We start from the raw sequence: 14,328 nt of genomic DNA, 5'->3' as shown, positions 1-14,328 counted from the left end.
AAAGGTGGACGTCAGGCGCCGAGTTCGCCGAGCAGTTCTTCGACGATCGCCCGATGGTGCAGCAGCACCTCGATGTCGTCGGGGCGTTCCATCTCGCCGAAATGGATCTGGCGGCCGCCGGCGCGCAGGAAGACGACGGCGTAGTTGAGGGCGGCGAACATCGTGTACCAGGTGAGGTCGGCGAGCTCGACGCCCGAGTGCCGGGCATAGCTCGCCCGCACGTCCTCCACCCGCATGAAGTCCGGCATGCCGGGGAATCCGAAGTTCTGCGCGATGCCATGAAAGACGCGGTGCCCGAACGTGATCCACGCGACGTCGAGTTCCCGCGGGCCGATCGTCGCCATTTCCCAGTCGAGCACCGCGACCGGCGTGAAGTCCCGGTACATCAGGTTGCCGAGCCGCGCGTCACCCCAGGAGAGCACGGTCTCGTACGACGCGGGCTCCGGAAGATTGTCGGTGAGCCACTTCAGGATGCGCTCCACCAATGGCGACGGGCCGATATCGCGGGCCGCGAACTCGTACCACGCCCGTGCGCGGTTCAGGTTCCGCTCGAGCAGGTCGGCGCCGGGCTGCCGCGGGTCGAGGAAGGCGAAAGTGGTTGCCGCGTCCGGAATCCCGTGGATCTTGGCGAGCGTCTCGATGGTGCTCTCCTGCACGCTGCGCCGCTGTTCCGGGTCGGCGTCGAAGAGCCAGTTGTCGCCGAAGGTGTAGGGCATGACATCGGGCGGTACCAGGCCGTCCACTCGATCCATCAGCAGGAACGGCGTGCCCAGCACCTCGCCGGTCGGTTCGAGGAATCGCACCCGGGGGACGCGGACGTCGCCGGCTTCGGCCACGATGCGCATGACGTCGAACTGCTCGCGCAGGTCGTAGCGCTCGTAGACCGGGAAGTCGCCGGGGGCGGGCACGACCCGGGCGATCAGGTCGTTGACCTGCTCTTCTCCGGCTTCCTGCCAACGCAGGGTGAGGGTGAGCGTCTCCGCGGATATGCCGTTGCGGTCGATGCCGGACCCCAGTGCGAGCTCCGGATTCGCGCCGTCGGGTAGCTGTGTGGCCAGCCATTCGGTGAGGCGCGGGATCAGTGTGGCCGGTTCACGGCTGCTGCGCTGCAAGCGCATGCCCTGATCATCGGGAGACGGAGACATGAGTCACTCCTGACTGGATTGCGAAAGCTGGAGGTAACAGTGGACCTCCCCATCGCAATTGTCAACGAGGGTTCTCAAAGAATGTGGGTTACCCCAGGTAAGACGCTATGGAGTCGACCAGGCAGTGGCGTGCTTCGGTCAGCTCGGCGGGTGAGGCGAGTCGGCGTTCGTTATTGATGCCGCGCATGGCCATCGGGATCAGCGACTGGACCCCGCGCAGCTTGTCCACGTCGAGGGGCAGGTCCGCCAGGAAGTACTCGAATGCCCGGAGCCAGGCGTCCTCGTACCCGGCCATCGCGGCCGTCGTCAGCGGGAAGTCCGCGAGCCGTTCCTGCCGGCCATTGGGCAGCCCGGCCCGCAGCGTCTCGACCGCCCGCCCTTCGGGAGTGCCGAGGATGGTCCACATGGCATCGACCATCTCCCACACCCGTTCCCGGATCGTCCCGGTCACCTGCGGCCAGCTCTCGGGACTGTTCGCCCCGGTGCGATCGGTCAACTCGACGAGGACGGCGGCCCACAGCCCGTCGATATCGCCGAACTGATGCTTGAGCGTTCCCCAGCTGACCCCGGCGTCCCGGGCGACCCGATTCGCCGACAACGGTTCGCCCGACGCTTGCGCGAGACTGCCGATGGCCACGTCGAGCAGCCGCTGCCTGGTCTCGCGCCCCTTCCGGTTGAGGCGAGTTCCGGCCGCGGATTGCATTGTCGAACTCGTCTCGGTCATCGCCGCTTCCGTTTCGCATGTCCCGAAATATCGGAATCTCCGATTATCGGTCCGACGATAGCCGGAGGACTTGAGTCTCCATCTGGGGGAGACAGGAAGGTTGGGGCATGGACGACGACACGCTCTTCACGATCGGGGCTCTGGCCGCACGGACCGGCTTGACGGTCAAGACGATCCGGTTCTACTCCGACAAGGGGATCGTGCCGCCGACCGATCACACCCCCACCGGCTACCGGCTCTACGACACCGCAGCCGCCACCCGTCTGGAACTGGTGCGCACCCTGCGTGAACTGGGCATCGACCTGCCCACCGTGGCGCGGGTGCTGGCCCGCGAGACCTCGGTGACCGCGGTCGCCGCGGCGCACGCCGACGCGCTCGACGTGCAGATCCGGATTCTGCGGATGCGGCGCGCGGTCCTGCGCGCGGTGGCCGAGCGGGGCTCCCACCGAGAGGAAATGGAACTCATGCACAACCTGATGCGCCTGTCGGAGGCCGAACGCCACCGGCTGATCGACGACTTCATCGACGCCGCGTACGGCGGCGTGGACGCCAACCCCGCCATGGTGGAGTTGGTGCGCACCAGCATGCCCGAGCTGCCGGACGACCCGACCACCGCGCAGATCACGGCGTGGATGGAACTCGTGGAATTGGTGCGGGACAACGACTTCCGTGAAGCGGTCCGGGGCATGGCCGAGTATCAGGCCCGGGAACGCGCCGAAGGCGACACCACCGGTCTGCACCGCGACCTGACCGAGGCGGTCCGCACCGAGGTCGGCGCGGCCCTCGCCGAGGGGTTGGGCGCCGACTCCGCGGCGGCTGCCACGGTGGTCGACGGGCTCGCGGCGCGCTATGCCGACACCTTCGGCAAGCCCGACGACGCGCGACTTCGCCGCTGGATCCTGGAACGGCTCGAGGTGGCCAATGACTCACGCGTGGAGCGCTATTGGCGGCTGGTGTCGGCGATCAACGGCTGGCCGGAACTGCCCGACATGGGGCCGGTGTTCACCTGGTTCGCCGCCGCCCTCCGCGCCCACCCGGCCTAGGGGATCCACCGGGGATTCCCTCGGGTGAATCAGGGAGTGATTGGGGGATCCGCCGGATCCGGGAAAGGCCGGTTCTTCCTACCGTTCGAGGCATGAGAGACAGGTCTCGGGTGCGGCGGGTTTTGGTCCGGCTGGGCGTGGTTGTGCTGGTCGTGGTCGTCGGGCTGATCGGCGCGACGGCGTGGGTGTACACCTCGGCTGAGGTATCCACTGTGGGGAAGGTGGATTTCGTGCGTCCGCTGGCCGTCCCGCCGCTGGCCCGGTCGGCCGTGGCGGCCGACGGGACGCGGGAGTTCGAGCTCGACATGCGGTCCGGCAGTACAGAATTCCGTCCCGGGCAGATAGCCGATACCTGGGGATTCAACGGCGACCATCTCGGGCCGACGCTGCGTGCGCGCCGCGGGGAACAGGTTCGAGTGCGGGTACGCAATGACCTGCCGGAGGCGTCGACCGTGCACTGGCACGGCATGCACGTGCCCGCCGCGATGGATGGGGGACCGCATCAGATGGTCGAACCGGGTGCGGAGTGGAAGCCGGAGTGGCGGGTCGAACAGCCCGCGGCCACCCTCTGGTACCACCCGCATCCGCACGGGGCCACCGAGAGTCACGTCAGCCGCGGGCTCGCGGGGATGTTCCTGCTCGATGACGACACCTCGGACGCGCTCGCGCTGCCGCGCACCTACGGCGTCGACGACCTTCCGCTGGTGGTGCAGGACGTCCGATTCCGCGACGGGCGAATGGATTTCAGCCACGGCGCGTTCCGTGACGCCGGATTCCTGGGCGACGAGGTCATGGTCAACGGCACCCTCGCCGCGTACCGCGAGGTGAGCGACGAACTGGTGCGGCTGCGGCTGGTCAACGCGTCGCCCGCGCGCATCTACAACTTCGGGCTGTCCGACGGCCGGGACTTCGCGCTCATCGCCACCGACGGCGGCCTGCTGGAGCGACCCGCCCAGTTGAAGCACGTGCAGCTGTCGCCGGGCGAGCGCGCCGAAATCGTGGTGCGCATGCGGCCCGGGGAACGCGTGACCCTGCGCAGCGACCGCCTCGACGCCGGACTCGACATGTTCACCAACCGATTCAGCGGCGGCGACGACCGATTCGACATTCTCGAACTCCGAGCCGCCGCGACTCTCCGCCCCGCACCGCCGCTGCCCGACCACCTCGCCACCCCGCGGACGCCGAAGGCCGCGGACTCGGTGGGGGAGCGGTCCTTCGAGCTGGAGTTCGGCAAGATCAATGGCAAGGCGATGGACATGAGCCGCGTCGACGCCACCGTGACCCGCGGCAGCACCGAGACCTGGGTCGTGCACAACGGCGACGGCACCCCGCACAACTTCCACGTCCACGACACACAATTCGCGGTCGCCGAGGTCGACGGCGGCCAACCGCCGCAGTCCCTCCGCGGCCCGAAGGACACCGTATTCCTCGCGCCGGGCGCCACCGTGAAACTGCTCGTCCGCTTCGACGGCCCCGCGGATCCCAACGCCCCGTACATGTTCCACTGCCACCTGCTCTGGCACGAGGACCTGGGCATGATGGGTCAGTTCGTGGTCGTGGACCCGGGACAACAGCCGGGAACACCGCACCACGCCGGGCACTGATCCGACCGAGAGGGCCTACGTATTCGAAACCCCTTCGCCGGGATCAGGTTTCGGCTAGGTGGAGTGCGAGCACCAGATGGTCACCGAGCCAAGTCTCGTAGGCGGTGGCGCTCCACCCGCAGCGGCGCAGTAGACGGTCGGCGGTATCCGGGGCGGTCAGCACCCACACGCTGTCGATGGCGGCCTGTGCGGTGATGGTCGCGGGCAGGCCGTGGCGCTGCCGCAGGGCGGTGACCATGTGCGTATTGCCGATTCGGCGTTCCCGTTCGATCGTGGCCGAGAACTCCAGTAGTGCGGGATCGGCGCCGGCATGGGCCAGCACGGTCCACACCAACGGGCCCACCCGTTGGTAGATCGCGCGGGTCCAGGCCGCGTAGGCGCGGGCGTGAGCGGCGGCATCGGGTGTGCGGCTCATCGCGAGGAACTCGGGCCGTTCGCTCATCGGCACGTCGGTATCGTCGCCGGCCAATTCCCCGCCCCCAATCACGAAGCCGCCGTGGCGAATCCGTAATCGGCGAGATCGTCAGCGCCAGCCCGGGCCCCTTCGCGCGACTCTGCGAACGCGCCAGCCGTGCGAGTGAATCCACGCGGTACTCCCTGTTCGCGCGAACCCGATGCCACCCTGAACGGGCTGCACCACTTCACCGCTGAAGTGGTGCCAAGGCCCGACGCCATTACGTCGCCCGATGCCGACGCTCTGCGTGCAGCCGTGGACCATCACATAGCGAGGGCGCACCCAAACGCGCTCGCCCCGATCGAACCACTCTCGCCGCGAACTCCTGTGCGGCATCAATCCCAACCCGCCGAATCTCAACTCCACGACGTCCGACATCGTGAAGCGTGGCCTGGTGGTCAGGCGAAATACCGTGAACCCGAGCGCGGCCACGATCACCACGCCGACCGCGATCCCAACCGCAGTGCTCATGCGCCTCCCTCACATGGATCGGACGATGGATCGAGGGTATCGCCGGACGAACAGTCATGTACGCCAATGGATTACCGCGGAGGAATCCGACCCGCGCGCCGGTGGCCCGGCTGGATCGTGAGGACGGCTCGTGAGGGTGTTGAGCGTCTCGGATGGGCGGTTGTCGGCTGCGCAGGTTCAGCGTGCGGCATCACTCACCGGGTGGAGTACTCGGCTCTTCGAAATACTTCGGCGCCCGGCCGCGTTCGGACGACTGGTTCAGCGTGTCGGCGGCGTGCCCTACGCTCCCCAGGGATCGGAAGGAGTGTGCGGTGAGTAAGCGCGGGTGGCTGTTGTTCCTGGGTATGGGCGTTATCTGGGGCGTGCCGTACGCGATGATCCGGGTCGCGGTGGGGGAGTTCGACCCGGTGTTCGTGGCGTTCGGGCGGACGTTGCTGGGTGCGCTGGTGCTGCTGCCGGTCGCGTTGTTCACGAAGGTGTTGTGGCCCGTGTTGCGCGAGTGGCGGTGGGTGCTGGTGTACACGCTGGTCGAGATCACCGGGCCGTGGCTGCTCATCGGGCACGCGGAGACGCGGCTGACCAGTTCGACGGTGGGGTTGCTCATCGCCGCGGTCCCGTTGATCGCGATCGTGATCACCACCCGGCTCGGCCACGAAGGTCTCGACCCGCGCCGGATCCTCGGTTTGGTGATCGGCTTCGCCGGCGTGACCGCATTGGTCGGCCTGGATATCGACATGTCGAATCTGGGCGCGCTGGCCGCCATCGGGGTGAGCGTGATCGGCTATGCCCTCGGCCCGATCATCATCGACCGCAAGCTGAAGGAACTGCCGCCGATCGGCGTGGTCACCGCGTCGCTGGTCTTCGCCGCGACCCTCTACCTGCCGTTCACGCTGTGGCGCCTGCCGTCCCATTTCCCGGCGGGCGCGACCTGGTCGGTGGTCGGGCTGGGCCTGCTGTGCACGGCGCTGGCGTTCGTGGTGTTCTTCGCCCTCATCGGCGAGGTCGGCCCCTCCCGCGCCACGGTCATCACCTACATCAATCCGGCCGTGGCCCTGCTGATCGGCGTCTCGCTGCTGAACGAGCCGCTCACCGCCGGCATGGCGATCGGCTTCCCGCTGGTGATCCTGGGCTCGATCCTGGGCACCGCGCGGACCAAGCGGCTCGAGGACGCCGTCCCGGTTCGCGCCTAGTCCCCGGAGTCCTCGGCGTCCTTCGCCGCGGCCTCATCCAGCTTGCGCTGTTTGCGTGCCCCGCCCTTGCGCTCGATCCGCGGATCCTCGCTGACCTCGTACCGCTTCACGTACTCCCCGAGAAACGCCTGCAAGGTGGCGGTCGCCGGAATGGCCAGCAGCGCCCCCACCGCTCCCAGCAGCGCCCCGCCCACGATCACCGACAGCAGCGCGATCGCCGGATTCACGTCCACCGTGCGCGCGGTGATGCGCGGCTGCAGCACATAGTCCTGAACCCACTGATAGACCACCACGAACAGCAGGATCCACACCGCGTCGAGCGGTCTGATGGTGAGCGCCACCAGGATCGGCAGCACGCCCGCGATATAGGTTCCGATGGTCGGCACGAACGAGGCCACCACGCCGAACCAGATGCCCAGCGCCACCGCGTTGGGAATTCCGAGCAGCGCCAGGAACGCTCCGTGCGCGATCGCCGAGATGACCGCCAGCAGCGCCCGCGAATAGAGATACCCGCCGGTCTTGTCGATGGCCAGGTCCCAGGCGTGCAGCACCGCACCCTGTTTGTCGGGCGGCAGCAGCGAGCACACCGAGCGCCGCAATTTGGGCCCGTCGGCGGTCATGTACACGCTGAACAGCGCGATCGTCAGGAACCGCGCCAGCCCGCCCAGCACCGTGCTCGACAGCCCCCACACATTGTTGGCCGCCCGCTCGGCATAGGAGCTGATGATGTCGGAGTCCTTGAACAGCCGATCACGCAACTGACCCAGGGTGAAGTTCTGGTGGAACACGCGATTGACCCAGCTCACCAATTCGTCGAGCAGCCGCGGCAGTTCGTTCACCACATGGGAGACGGTCTCGACCAGCAGCACGCCCAGCGTCGCGACGAACCCCGCGGTGCAGGCGAACACGATGATGAACACCACCGCGGTGGCCAGTCCCCGATTCACGCCGCGTCCGGCGAGCCCGTCCACCGCCGGTTCCATGGCCAGCGACACGAAGAACGCCACCGTCATCATGATCGCGATCCCGATCAGCTGGTGCGCCGCCCAATTGGCGAGTTCGAACAGTCCGAGCAGGGCCAGCGCGAGCACCATGGCGCGGGGGAGCCAGGCGGGCATGGCGGTCCGCTGCGGCGGGTCGGGGTTGTCGGCGGCCACGGGGCCAGTCTCGGTTACCGGCGGGGGTTTCCGGTCACGACCCACCGAAGCGGATGAAATCGAACAACCGGTGGACAAATCAGACAAATCTGGACGGTCTGTTTACTTCTGGTGAACGGAACCGAGACCCATTCGGAGAGAAAGGTTTTCCCGCGATAGTGTGCAGGTATGCGGGAGGGCGGCCAAGATATGCGAGTGCGCACGAAATTCTCCAGCGAACTGATGGCGCTGACCGAGGAGCTCGCGCATATGGCGCAGCTGACACAGGAGGCCTCCGAGCGGGCCACCACGGCGCTCCTCGGCGCCGACCTGACGGCCGCGTACGAGGTGTTCGCGCTCGAGGAGCAGGTGGAGATCGAGCACGCCAAATGCGAGGACCGGTCGGTCATCCTGCTGGCCCTGGAAGCCCCGGTGGCCCGTGACCTGCGGCAGGTCATCACCGCCATGCAGATCGCCGACGACCTGCTGGCCGTGAGCCGATCACTGAGCCGCGTCGCCGACGTGGTGGTGCGCCGCTACCCGAATCCGGTCGCCCCCGAGCACGTCCTGGACCTGCTGGTGGAAATGTCCGGCGCGGTCACGCATCTCGCCGCCGGCGCGGTGAGAGTCATTGCGGCGCAGAATCCGCCGCGCGACCGCGTACTGGTGCCGCGCGACGAGAACCTGGAGCGCCTGCGCGGACGCCTGGTGGAGCTGGCCGCCGACGACGGCTGGGCGCACGGCTCGGCCATGGCCATCGATATCGCCCTGCTGGCCCACCACTTCGAGCGCGCGGCCGACCACTGCGTGCGCATCGGCCGCCTCATTCGCTTCTTCCACACCGGTATTCCGCTCTACGCGCAAACGGAGGCGTAACCGCCACCTCCCGTGAGGGGCCCCGATCGGCGGGAGTAAGCTGCCCGAATTGCTTCATGGCGAGGTCTTTTCGAGTAGCACCGCACGCACGGCAAGCCGAAATCCGACAAGGGCCCCAAACATGCCAAACAGCTCTACCCAGGCATCGGTATCCACCCCGTCGCGGGTGGCAGCACCGGTCCGGGTCGCACCGTCCACCGAGAGAACGCTCTCGCACCGCCAGATCATGACCATCCTCTCCGGCCTGCTGCTGGGCGTCTTCCTGGCGGCGCTGGACCAGAACATCGTCAGCGTGGCGATCGTCCGCATCGCCAACAGCCTGCACGGCTTCGACAAACAGGCCTGGGCAACCACCGCCTACCTGATCACGGCCACCATCTCGACCCCGCTCTACGGCAAGCTGGCCGACATCCACGGCCGGAAACCCTGCTACCTCATCGCCATCGGCGTCTTCGTGCTCGGCTCGGTGGCCTGTACCTTCGCCACCTCCATGTACCAGCTGGCGGGCTTCCGCGCGCTCCAGGGCGTCGGCGCGGGCGGGCTCATGTCGCTGGCCTTCACCATCATCGGCGATATCGTGCCGCCCCGCGAAAGGGTCAGGTACCAGGGCTATTTCATGATGGTCTTCGGCATCGCCACGGTGCTGGGCCCGGTCCTGGGCGGCTTCTTCTCCAACGCCGACCATATTCTCGGACTGTCCGGCTGGCGCTGGGTGTTCCTGGTCAACGTACCGATCGGCGTCCTCGCGCTGGTGGTGGTCGGCAAGGTGCTCGACGTGCCCTTCGAGCGGCACCGCCATCGCACCGACTGGCTCGGGGCGATAACCCTTGCGGCGGGCACGGTTCCGCTGCTCATCGTCGCCCAGCAGGGACGCGAGTGGGGGTGGCGGTCGCCGCACGCGCTGCTCTGCTATGGCATCGCGGCCGCCGGCCTGACCGCGTTCCTCATCGTCGAACTGCTCATGAAGGATGCCGCGCTGATTCCCTTGCGGCTGTTCCGCAGTCGCACCTTCAGCATCGCCATCGGTGGCGGCTTCATCGTCGGCGTCGCCATGTTCGGCGCGATCGTCATGGTGCCGCTGTACTTCCAGGTGGTGCGCGGGTACTCGCCCACGCGCTCCGGGCTTTTCATGCTGCCGCTGGTGCTGGGGATCATGCTGGGCGCGCAACTGTCCGGGCTGGTCACCAAGTTCACCGGCCGCTACAAGGCGCTGCCGATCCTCGGCTCGCTGATCATCGCCGCCGGATCGGTGCTGTTCGCGCTGGTGCGCTTCGACAGCCCGCTGTGGCAGCCGCTGCTGTACTGCGGCATCATCGGTTTCGGCCTGGGCGGCTGCATGCAGACGCTGATCATCGCCGCCCAGAACGCCGGCCCGCGCGCCGACATGGGTGTGTCCACCGCGTCGGCCACCTTCTTCCGGCAGATGGGCGGCACCCTCGGGGTCGCGGTGTTCCTCACCATCCTGTTCAACCTGCTGCCGCGAAAGATCCTGGCGGCCTTCGGCGGTCACCTGCCGCCGGGCTTCGACGCCGCGCAACTGGGCCGGATCGAGGCCAATACCAGCGGCATCGCCGAACTGCCGGATCAGCTGCGCACACCCATCCTGACCGGATTCACCCACGCCATGGGCGGGGTGTTCGCGGTGGCCGCCGCGGTGGCGGTGGCGGCGGCGGTCGTCCTGCTGTTCATGAAAGAGATTCCGCTGCAGGACACTCCGGAACCGGTGCCGGTGGCCGAGGACGAGCCCGTCGAACCGGAGCCCGAACCGGAACCGTTCGTCTTCGAGGAGGCCCCGGGACTGTCGGTATCGGGCCGGGTGCACCGGGAGGACGGGCAGTCGGTGCCCGATACCGTGCTCACTCTGATCGACCAGCGCGGACGCCAGGTCTCGCGAGCCGTCGGCGACCCGGACGGGGAGTACCTGATCGGCGCGCCGCGCACGGGTGGGTACGTGCTGATCGTGTCCGCCTACGGCTATCAGCCGGCCGCGGTGAGCATTTCGGTCGGCAACCGCCCGCATCGGCTCGATGTCGCGCTGCTCGGCTCCGGCGAGGTGTCGGGCGTGGTGCGCTCGGCGGGCCGCGGCGCACCGCTCGGCGACGCGACCATCACCCTGACCGACCACTTCGGTGACGTGGTCGGCTCGGCCGTCACCACCGCCGACGGCGACTTCACCTGCCGCGGCGTGCTGGCCGGGACCTACACGCTGGTCGCGGTGGCCGAGCACATGCGGCCGTCCGCGGTCACCCTCACCGTGCCCGACAGCGGAATGCTGCGTCACGACATCGAACTCGCGCCGCGCGCGGTCCTGGCCGGATCGGCCTGCAACGAACGCGGCGACGGCATCCCCGACGCCCAGATCACCGTGCTCGACGAGGCCGGGGACCTGATCGCGGTCACCCGTACCGACGACACCGGCCGCTACATGGTCCCGGATCTGGCCGAAGGCCGCTACACCGTGATGGCCCGCGGCTATCCGGCCGCCTTCAGCCGGGTCACCGTGGCGGACGGCGAAGTGGCGCACGATGTCCTGCTCGGGTACGAGCGGATGGAGTCGAGCGCGGACCGCAGGGAGATGGTGGGCGCGGACCGCGGGGAGGTGGCCGACCGGGTGTGAGATTCGGCGAGCAGGACGACGGTCCAACTGCTAGGTTCCGCACTGAAAACAGTCCACTCTTCGGTATTGGGACTGATCCAGGGGAGACCAGACATGAAGACCTCGCGCGCACTGCTCACCGCCGCCGCCCTCGCCGCCGTCCTGCCCGCGGGGGCCGCGTCCGCCGAACCACCCGCCACCACCGTCAACGAGTATGTGGCCCTGGGCGACTCCTGGGCCGCCGACGCCACCCTCAGCCAAGTCACCACCGAGTCCACGCCCGCCTTCTGCGCCCAGAGTGCCCACGACTACGCCAAACAGGTCGCCGCGGCGCTGGCCGTGCCGGTGTTCCGCGACGCCACCTGCGGTGGCGCGGTCACCGCGAACATGACCGCGCCGCAGCACAGCGGGCTCGGCGAGAACGCGCCGCAGTTCGATCGGCTCACCGAATCCACCGACCTCGTCACCCTCGAAATCGGCGGCAATGACGCGGGTCTGGCGGCGGTCGTCACCGACTGCATCACCCTCGATCCCACGATCAGCCCCTGCACCGGCACCCTGGTGGCCGACGGCGTCGACCGGATGTCGGAGAACATCGCCAAAGCCGAACCCCGGGTGGCCGCCACCATCGCCGGCATCCGCGATCGCGCGCCACACGCCCGCATCCTGCTGCTCGACTACTTCGAGGGCATCGGCCTCGACGGCGGCTGCTGGCCGGTCATCCCCATCTCCGATCCCGACGCGATCTGGCTGGGGCAGAAGCTGATCGAACTGCACGACATGCTCGCGCGCGTCGCCGCCGCCGGCGGCGTCGACTTCGTCGACACCTACGACGGCAGCACCGGCCACGACGCCTGCAAGCCGGTCGGCACCCGGTGGGTGGAAGGACTGCTGCCGTTCTCGGGCAACCCGGTCGGGCTCGCCGTGCCCTTCCATCCGAACCAGCTCGGCGCGGACTACCAGGCTCGGCGCGTGCTGGAGACCCTCGCCGCCTCCTGATCGCCCGGCGGGTCAGGCTCGGCGCGTGATCCGCACCCGATTGTCGTGGAACACCGCGCCGCCACCGAAGTCCGAATCCCGTTCGGCGATGGTCGCGTTCACCGTCGCGCCGCCGGAATGCTTGGCCCAGCGGCCCTTCGGGGTCGCGGCCACCCCGGGGCGGACCATGTCGGAGACCTCGGCGACGGCCTCGAAACTGCCGCGGTCATTGCCGACGGTCACCGGATCACCGTCGGCGATACCGCGCGCGGCCGCGTCATCCGGATGGATGGTGACGCGCGGTTCGCCGGCGCGGCGGCGCAATTCGGGATTCGAACCGAACCCGGTATTGAGGAAATAGTGTGACGCGGCCGAGATGAGCACCAGGCCGTCACCGGGATCCGCGGGCGGGGTGTATCCGGCCACCGGGTCGTGACCGGCCGCCGCCACCCGGTCCGAGACGAACCGGAGCTTGCCGTCGGGCACCGGGCCCGGCTCGATCTTCAGGAACCCGTCCGCGCGCAGCCGGTCCACGTCGTACTGTTCGAGCAGCTGGTTCGCCAGTTCCTCATCGGACTCGTAGAGCGCCGGTTCGGTCAGCCCCAGGCGCCGGGCCAGCCGCCGGAAAGTCTCGGTGGTGGGCAGGCATTCGCCGGGCGGGGCCACCGCGGGCTCGTTCCAGACCAGATACAGATTGCCGTAAGCGGCCAGCACATCCAGGTGCTCGGGCTGCATGGTGGCCGGGAGGACGATATCGGCGTAGTCGACCGTGTCGGTCGAGAAGTGCTCCAGCACCACGGTGAACAGGTCCTCGCGGGACAGGCCCTCGACCACGCGGCGCTGATCGGGGTTGGAACCCACCGGATTCGCGCCGATCACGAACAGCGCGTGCACCGGCGGACCGTCCGGGTCCAGCAGCGCCTCACCCATCCGGGTCATCGACAGCGTGCGCACCGGACGCGGCAGCAGATCGAACCGGGTCAGCGCGTCGACGTCCAGGCGGAAATGGCCGCTGGTCGAATAGTGCAGCCCGCCACCGGGAATCGCCCAGTCGCCGGTGACTCCGGGCAGGCAGGCCAGGGTGCGCAGCGCCATCCCGCCGCCCGCGTGCCGCTGCATGCCCTGCGAGGCGCGGATGGCGGTGGGACGGGTGGTCGCGATCCGTTCGCCGAGCGCCACGATGCGCTCCACCGGCACCCCGGTGATGGCGGCGGCCCGTTCGGGCGGGTACTCGGCGATGCGGGCCCGGAATTCGGGCCAGCCCTCGGTGTGAGCGGCCAGGAACTCCTCGTCCTGCGCGCCCAGTCCGACGATCACGTGCATGAGGCCCAGCGCGAGCGCGGCATCGGTGCCCGGCAGCGGGGCCAGATGCTCATCACAGCGTTCGGCGGTCTTGGTGCGCACCGGGTCGATGGCGACGGTGTAGGCGCCGCTGTCCTGGATGAACTTCCAGACGTGATGGCCGGAGGTGAGCGGATTGGTGCCCCACAACAGGATCAGCTTCGACTTGGACAGGTCCTCCGGATCCATGCCGCCCGCGGTGCCCAGCGTGTACTGCAACCCGACGGTGCCCGCGACCGAGCAGATGGTCGGGTCGTGGCGGGACGCGCCGATCGCGTTGAAGAAACGCCGACCGGAAAGACCCTCCAGCCCTTGGATATAGCCGAGGCTGCCGGTGCCGTGGAACGGCCACACCGCCTCCCCGCCGTGCTCGGCGATGACGGCGCGGAGCCGAGTGGCGATCTCGTCGAGCGCCTCGTCCCAGCTGATCGGCTCGAAGCGGCCCTCGCCCTTGCGGCCGACGCGGCGCAGCGGGCGGGTGAGGCGTTCGGGGGAGTGGACCTGCTCGAGGTAGCGGTTCACCTTGACGCACAGCGCGCCCCGGGTGACCGGATGCTCCTTGTTGCCGCGCAGGCCGGCCGCCCGGCCGTCCTGGACGTCCACCACCCAGGAGCAGGCGTCGGGGCAGTCGAGGGGGCATGCGCCGAGTACCTTCACGTCCTAGATCGTATGCAGCGGCCCCGACACCCGCGAAAGGCGAGGATACGGCCGGTTTTCGAGTGCGACACGCCTATCCCGTCATGTGACGACACGCGGTCGAACTGGGGTAG

The 14,328-nt window shown here is 68.6% G+C and carries 12 protein-coding genes; 6 read left to right on the top strand and 6 right to left on the bottom strand.

Annotated elements, in window-relative coordinates; all coding sequences use genetic code 11:
• Nucleotides 1-11: 11 nt before the first annotated feature.
• On the bottom strand, nt 12-1,145 hold the full coding sequence (locus tag ACWELJ_RS04975; protein ID WP_452364868.1) for a phosphotransferase family protein: 1,134 nt from the start codon (nt 1,143-1,145) through the stop codon (nt 12-14).
• Between the two features lie 88 nt (nt 1,146-1,233).
• Nucleotides 1,234-1,869 carry a TetR/AcrR family transcriptional regulator gene (locus ACWELJ_RS04970; protein WP_452364867.1) on the bottom strand — a complete coding sequence of 212 codons (636 nt, stop codon included), beginning with the start codon at nt 1,867-1,869 and terminating at the stop codon, nt 1,234-1,236.
• Between the two features lie 107 nt (nt 1,870-1,976).
• Between ACWELJ_RS04970 and ACWELJ_RS04965 the strand changes: the two genes are divergently transcribed.
• Nucleotides 1,977-2,912 (top strand): MerR family transcriptional regulator, encoded by a 936-nt coding sequence (locus ACWELJ_RS04965; protein WP_452364866.1) that lies wholly within the window; start codon nt 1,977-1,979, stop codon nt 2,910-2,912.
• 92 nt (nt 2,913-3,004) lie between these two features.
• The gene (locus ACWELJ_RS04960; RefSeq protein ID WP_452364865.1) at nt 3,005-4,516 is read left to right on the top strand and encodes a multicopper oxidase family protein; all 1,512 of its coding nucleotides are present in this window, start codon (nt 3,005-3,007) and stop codon (nt 4,514-4,516) included.
• A 43-nt stretch (nt 4,517-4,559) separates the two neighbouring features.
• On the opposite strand, the gene ACWELJ_RS04955 is transcribed toward ACWELJ_RS04960, so the two are convergent.
• Complete coding sequence (locus tag ACWELJ_RS04955) at nt 4,560-4,958, bottom strand: hypothetical protein (protein ID WP_452364864.1); 399 nt, start codon at nt 4,956-4,958, stop codon at nt 4,560-4,562.
• A gap of 81 nt (nt 4,959-5,039) precedes the next feature.
• Nucleotides 5,040-5,441 (bottom strand): hypothetical protein, encoded by a 402-nt coding sequence (locus ACWELJ_RS04950; RefSeq protein ID WP_452364863.1) that lies wholly within the window; start codon nt 5,439-5,441, stop codon nt 5,040-5,042.
• A 311-nt stretch (nt 5,442-5,752) separates the two neighbouring features.
• Here ACWELJ_RS04950 and ACWELJ_RS04945 point away from each other — a divergent pair, with 311 nt between their 5' ends.
• Complete coding sequence (locus ACWELJ_RS04945; RefSeq protein ID WP_452364862.1) at nt 5,753-6,631, top strand: DMT family transporter; 879 nt, start codon at nt 5,753-5,755, stop codon at nt 6,629-6,631.
• Here the strand turns inward: ACWELJ_RS04945 and ACWELJ_RS04940 are convergent.
• Entirely contained in the window at nt 6,628-7,788 is a 1,161-nt protein-coding gene (locus ACWELJ_RS04940; RefSeq protein ID WP_452364861.1) for an AI-2E family transporter, read from the bottom strand. The genes ACWELJ_RS04945 and ACWELJ_RS04940 overlap by 4 nt on opposite strands.
• A 195-nt stretch (nt 7,789-7,983) precedes the next feature.
• Here ACWELJ_RS04940 and ACWELJ_RS04935 point away from each other — a divergent pair, with 195 nt between their 5' ends.
• The 3 genes from ACWELJ_RS04935 to ACWELJ_RS04925 all read left to right on the top strand — a co-directional run bounded on the left by ACWELJ_RS04935 (nt 7,984) and on the right by ACWELJ_RS04925 (nt 12,238).
• Nucleotides 7,984-8,643: a phosphate signaling complex PhoU family protein gene (locus tag ACWELJ_RS04935; RefSeq protein WP_452364860.1), complete on the top strand. Its 660-nt coding sequence runs from the start codon at nt 7,984-7,986 to the stop codon at nt 8,641-8,643.
• Nucleotides 8,644-8,869: 226 nt separating this feature from the next.
• Nucleotides 8,870-11,260, top strand: coding sequence for an MFS transporter (locus ACWELJ_RS04930; RefSeq protein ID WP_452364859.1), 2,391 nt, complete (start codon nt 8,870-8,872; stop codon nt 11,258-11,260).
• A 93-nt stretch (nt 11,261-11,353) separates the two neighbouring features.
• Complete coding sequence (locus tag ACWELJ_RS04925) at nt 11,354-12,238, top strand: SGNH/GDSL hydrolase family protein (RefSeq protein WP_452364858.1); 885 nt, start codon at nt 11,354-11,356, stop codon at nt 12,236-12,238.
• A 12-nt stretch (nt 12,239-12,250) separates the two neighbouring features.
• Here ACWELJ_RS04925 and ACWELJ_RS04920 read toward each other — a convergent pair whose 3' ends face one another.
• On the bottom strand, nt 12,251-14,215 hold the full coding sequence (locus ACWELJ_RS04920) for a molybdopterin-containing oxidoreductase family protein (protein WP_452364857.1): 1,965 nt from the start codon (nt 14,213-14,215) through the stop codon (nt 12,251-12,253).
• Nucleotides 14,216-14,328 lie beyond the last annotated feature (113 nt).

The sequence above is a fragment of the Nocardia sp. NPDC004582 genome, from assembly GCF_053602115.1.
Note: the sequence above shows the minus strand (reverse complement) of the source record. Positions and strands in the feature narration are given on the sequence as shown.

Coding starts and splice junctions, on each gene's coding strand:
- ACWELJ_RS04975 (WP_452364868.1), bottom strand. CDS start 1,145: ATGTCTCCGTCTCCCGATGATCAGGGCATGCGCTTGCAGCGCAGCAGC.
- ACWELJ_RS04970 (WP_452364867.1), bottom strand. CDS start 1,869: ATGACCGAGACGAGTTCGACAATGCAATCCGCGGCCGGAACTCGCCTC.
- ACWELJ_RS04965 (WP_452364866.1), top strand. CDS start 1,977: ATGGACGACGACACGCTCTTCACGATCGGGGCTCTGGCCGCACGGACC.
- ACWELJ_RS04960 (WP_452364865.1), top strand. CDS start 3,005: ATGAGAGACAGGTCTCGGGTGCGGCGGGTTTTGGTCCGGCTGGGCGTG.
- ACWELJ_RS04955 (WP_452364864.1), bottom strand. CDS start 4,958: ATGAGCGAACGGCCCGAGTTCCTCGCGATGAGCCGCACACCCGATGCC.
- ACWELJ_RS04950 (WP_452364863.1), bottom strand. CDS start 5,441: ATGAGCACTGCGGTTGGGATCGCGGTCGGCGTGGTGATCGTGGCCGCG.
- ACWELJ_RS04930 (WP_452364859.1), top strand. CDS start 8,870: ATGACCATCCTCTCCGGCCTGCTGCTGGGCGTCTTCCTGGCGGCGCTG.
- ACWELJ_RS04925 (WP_452364858.1), top strand. CDS start 11,354: ATGAAGACCTCGCGCGCACTGCTCACCGCCGCCGCCCTCGCCGCCGTC.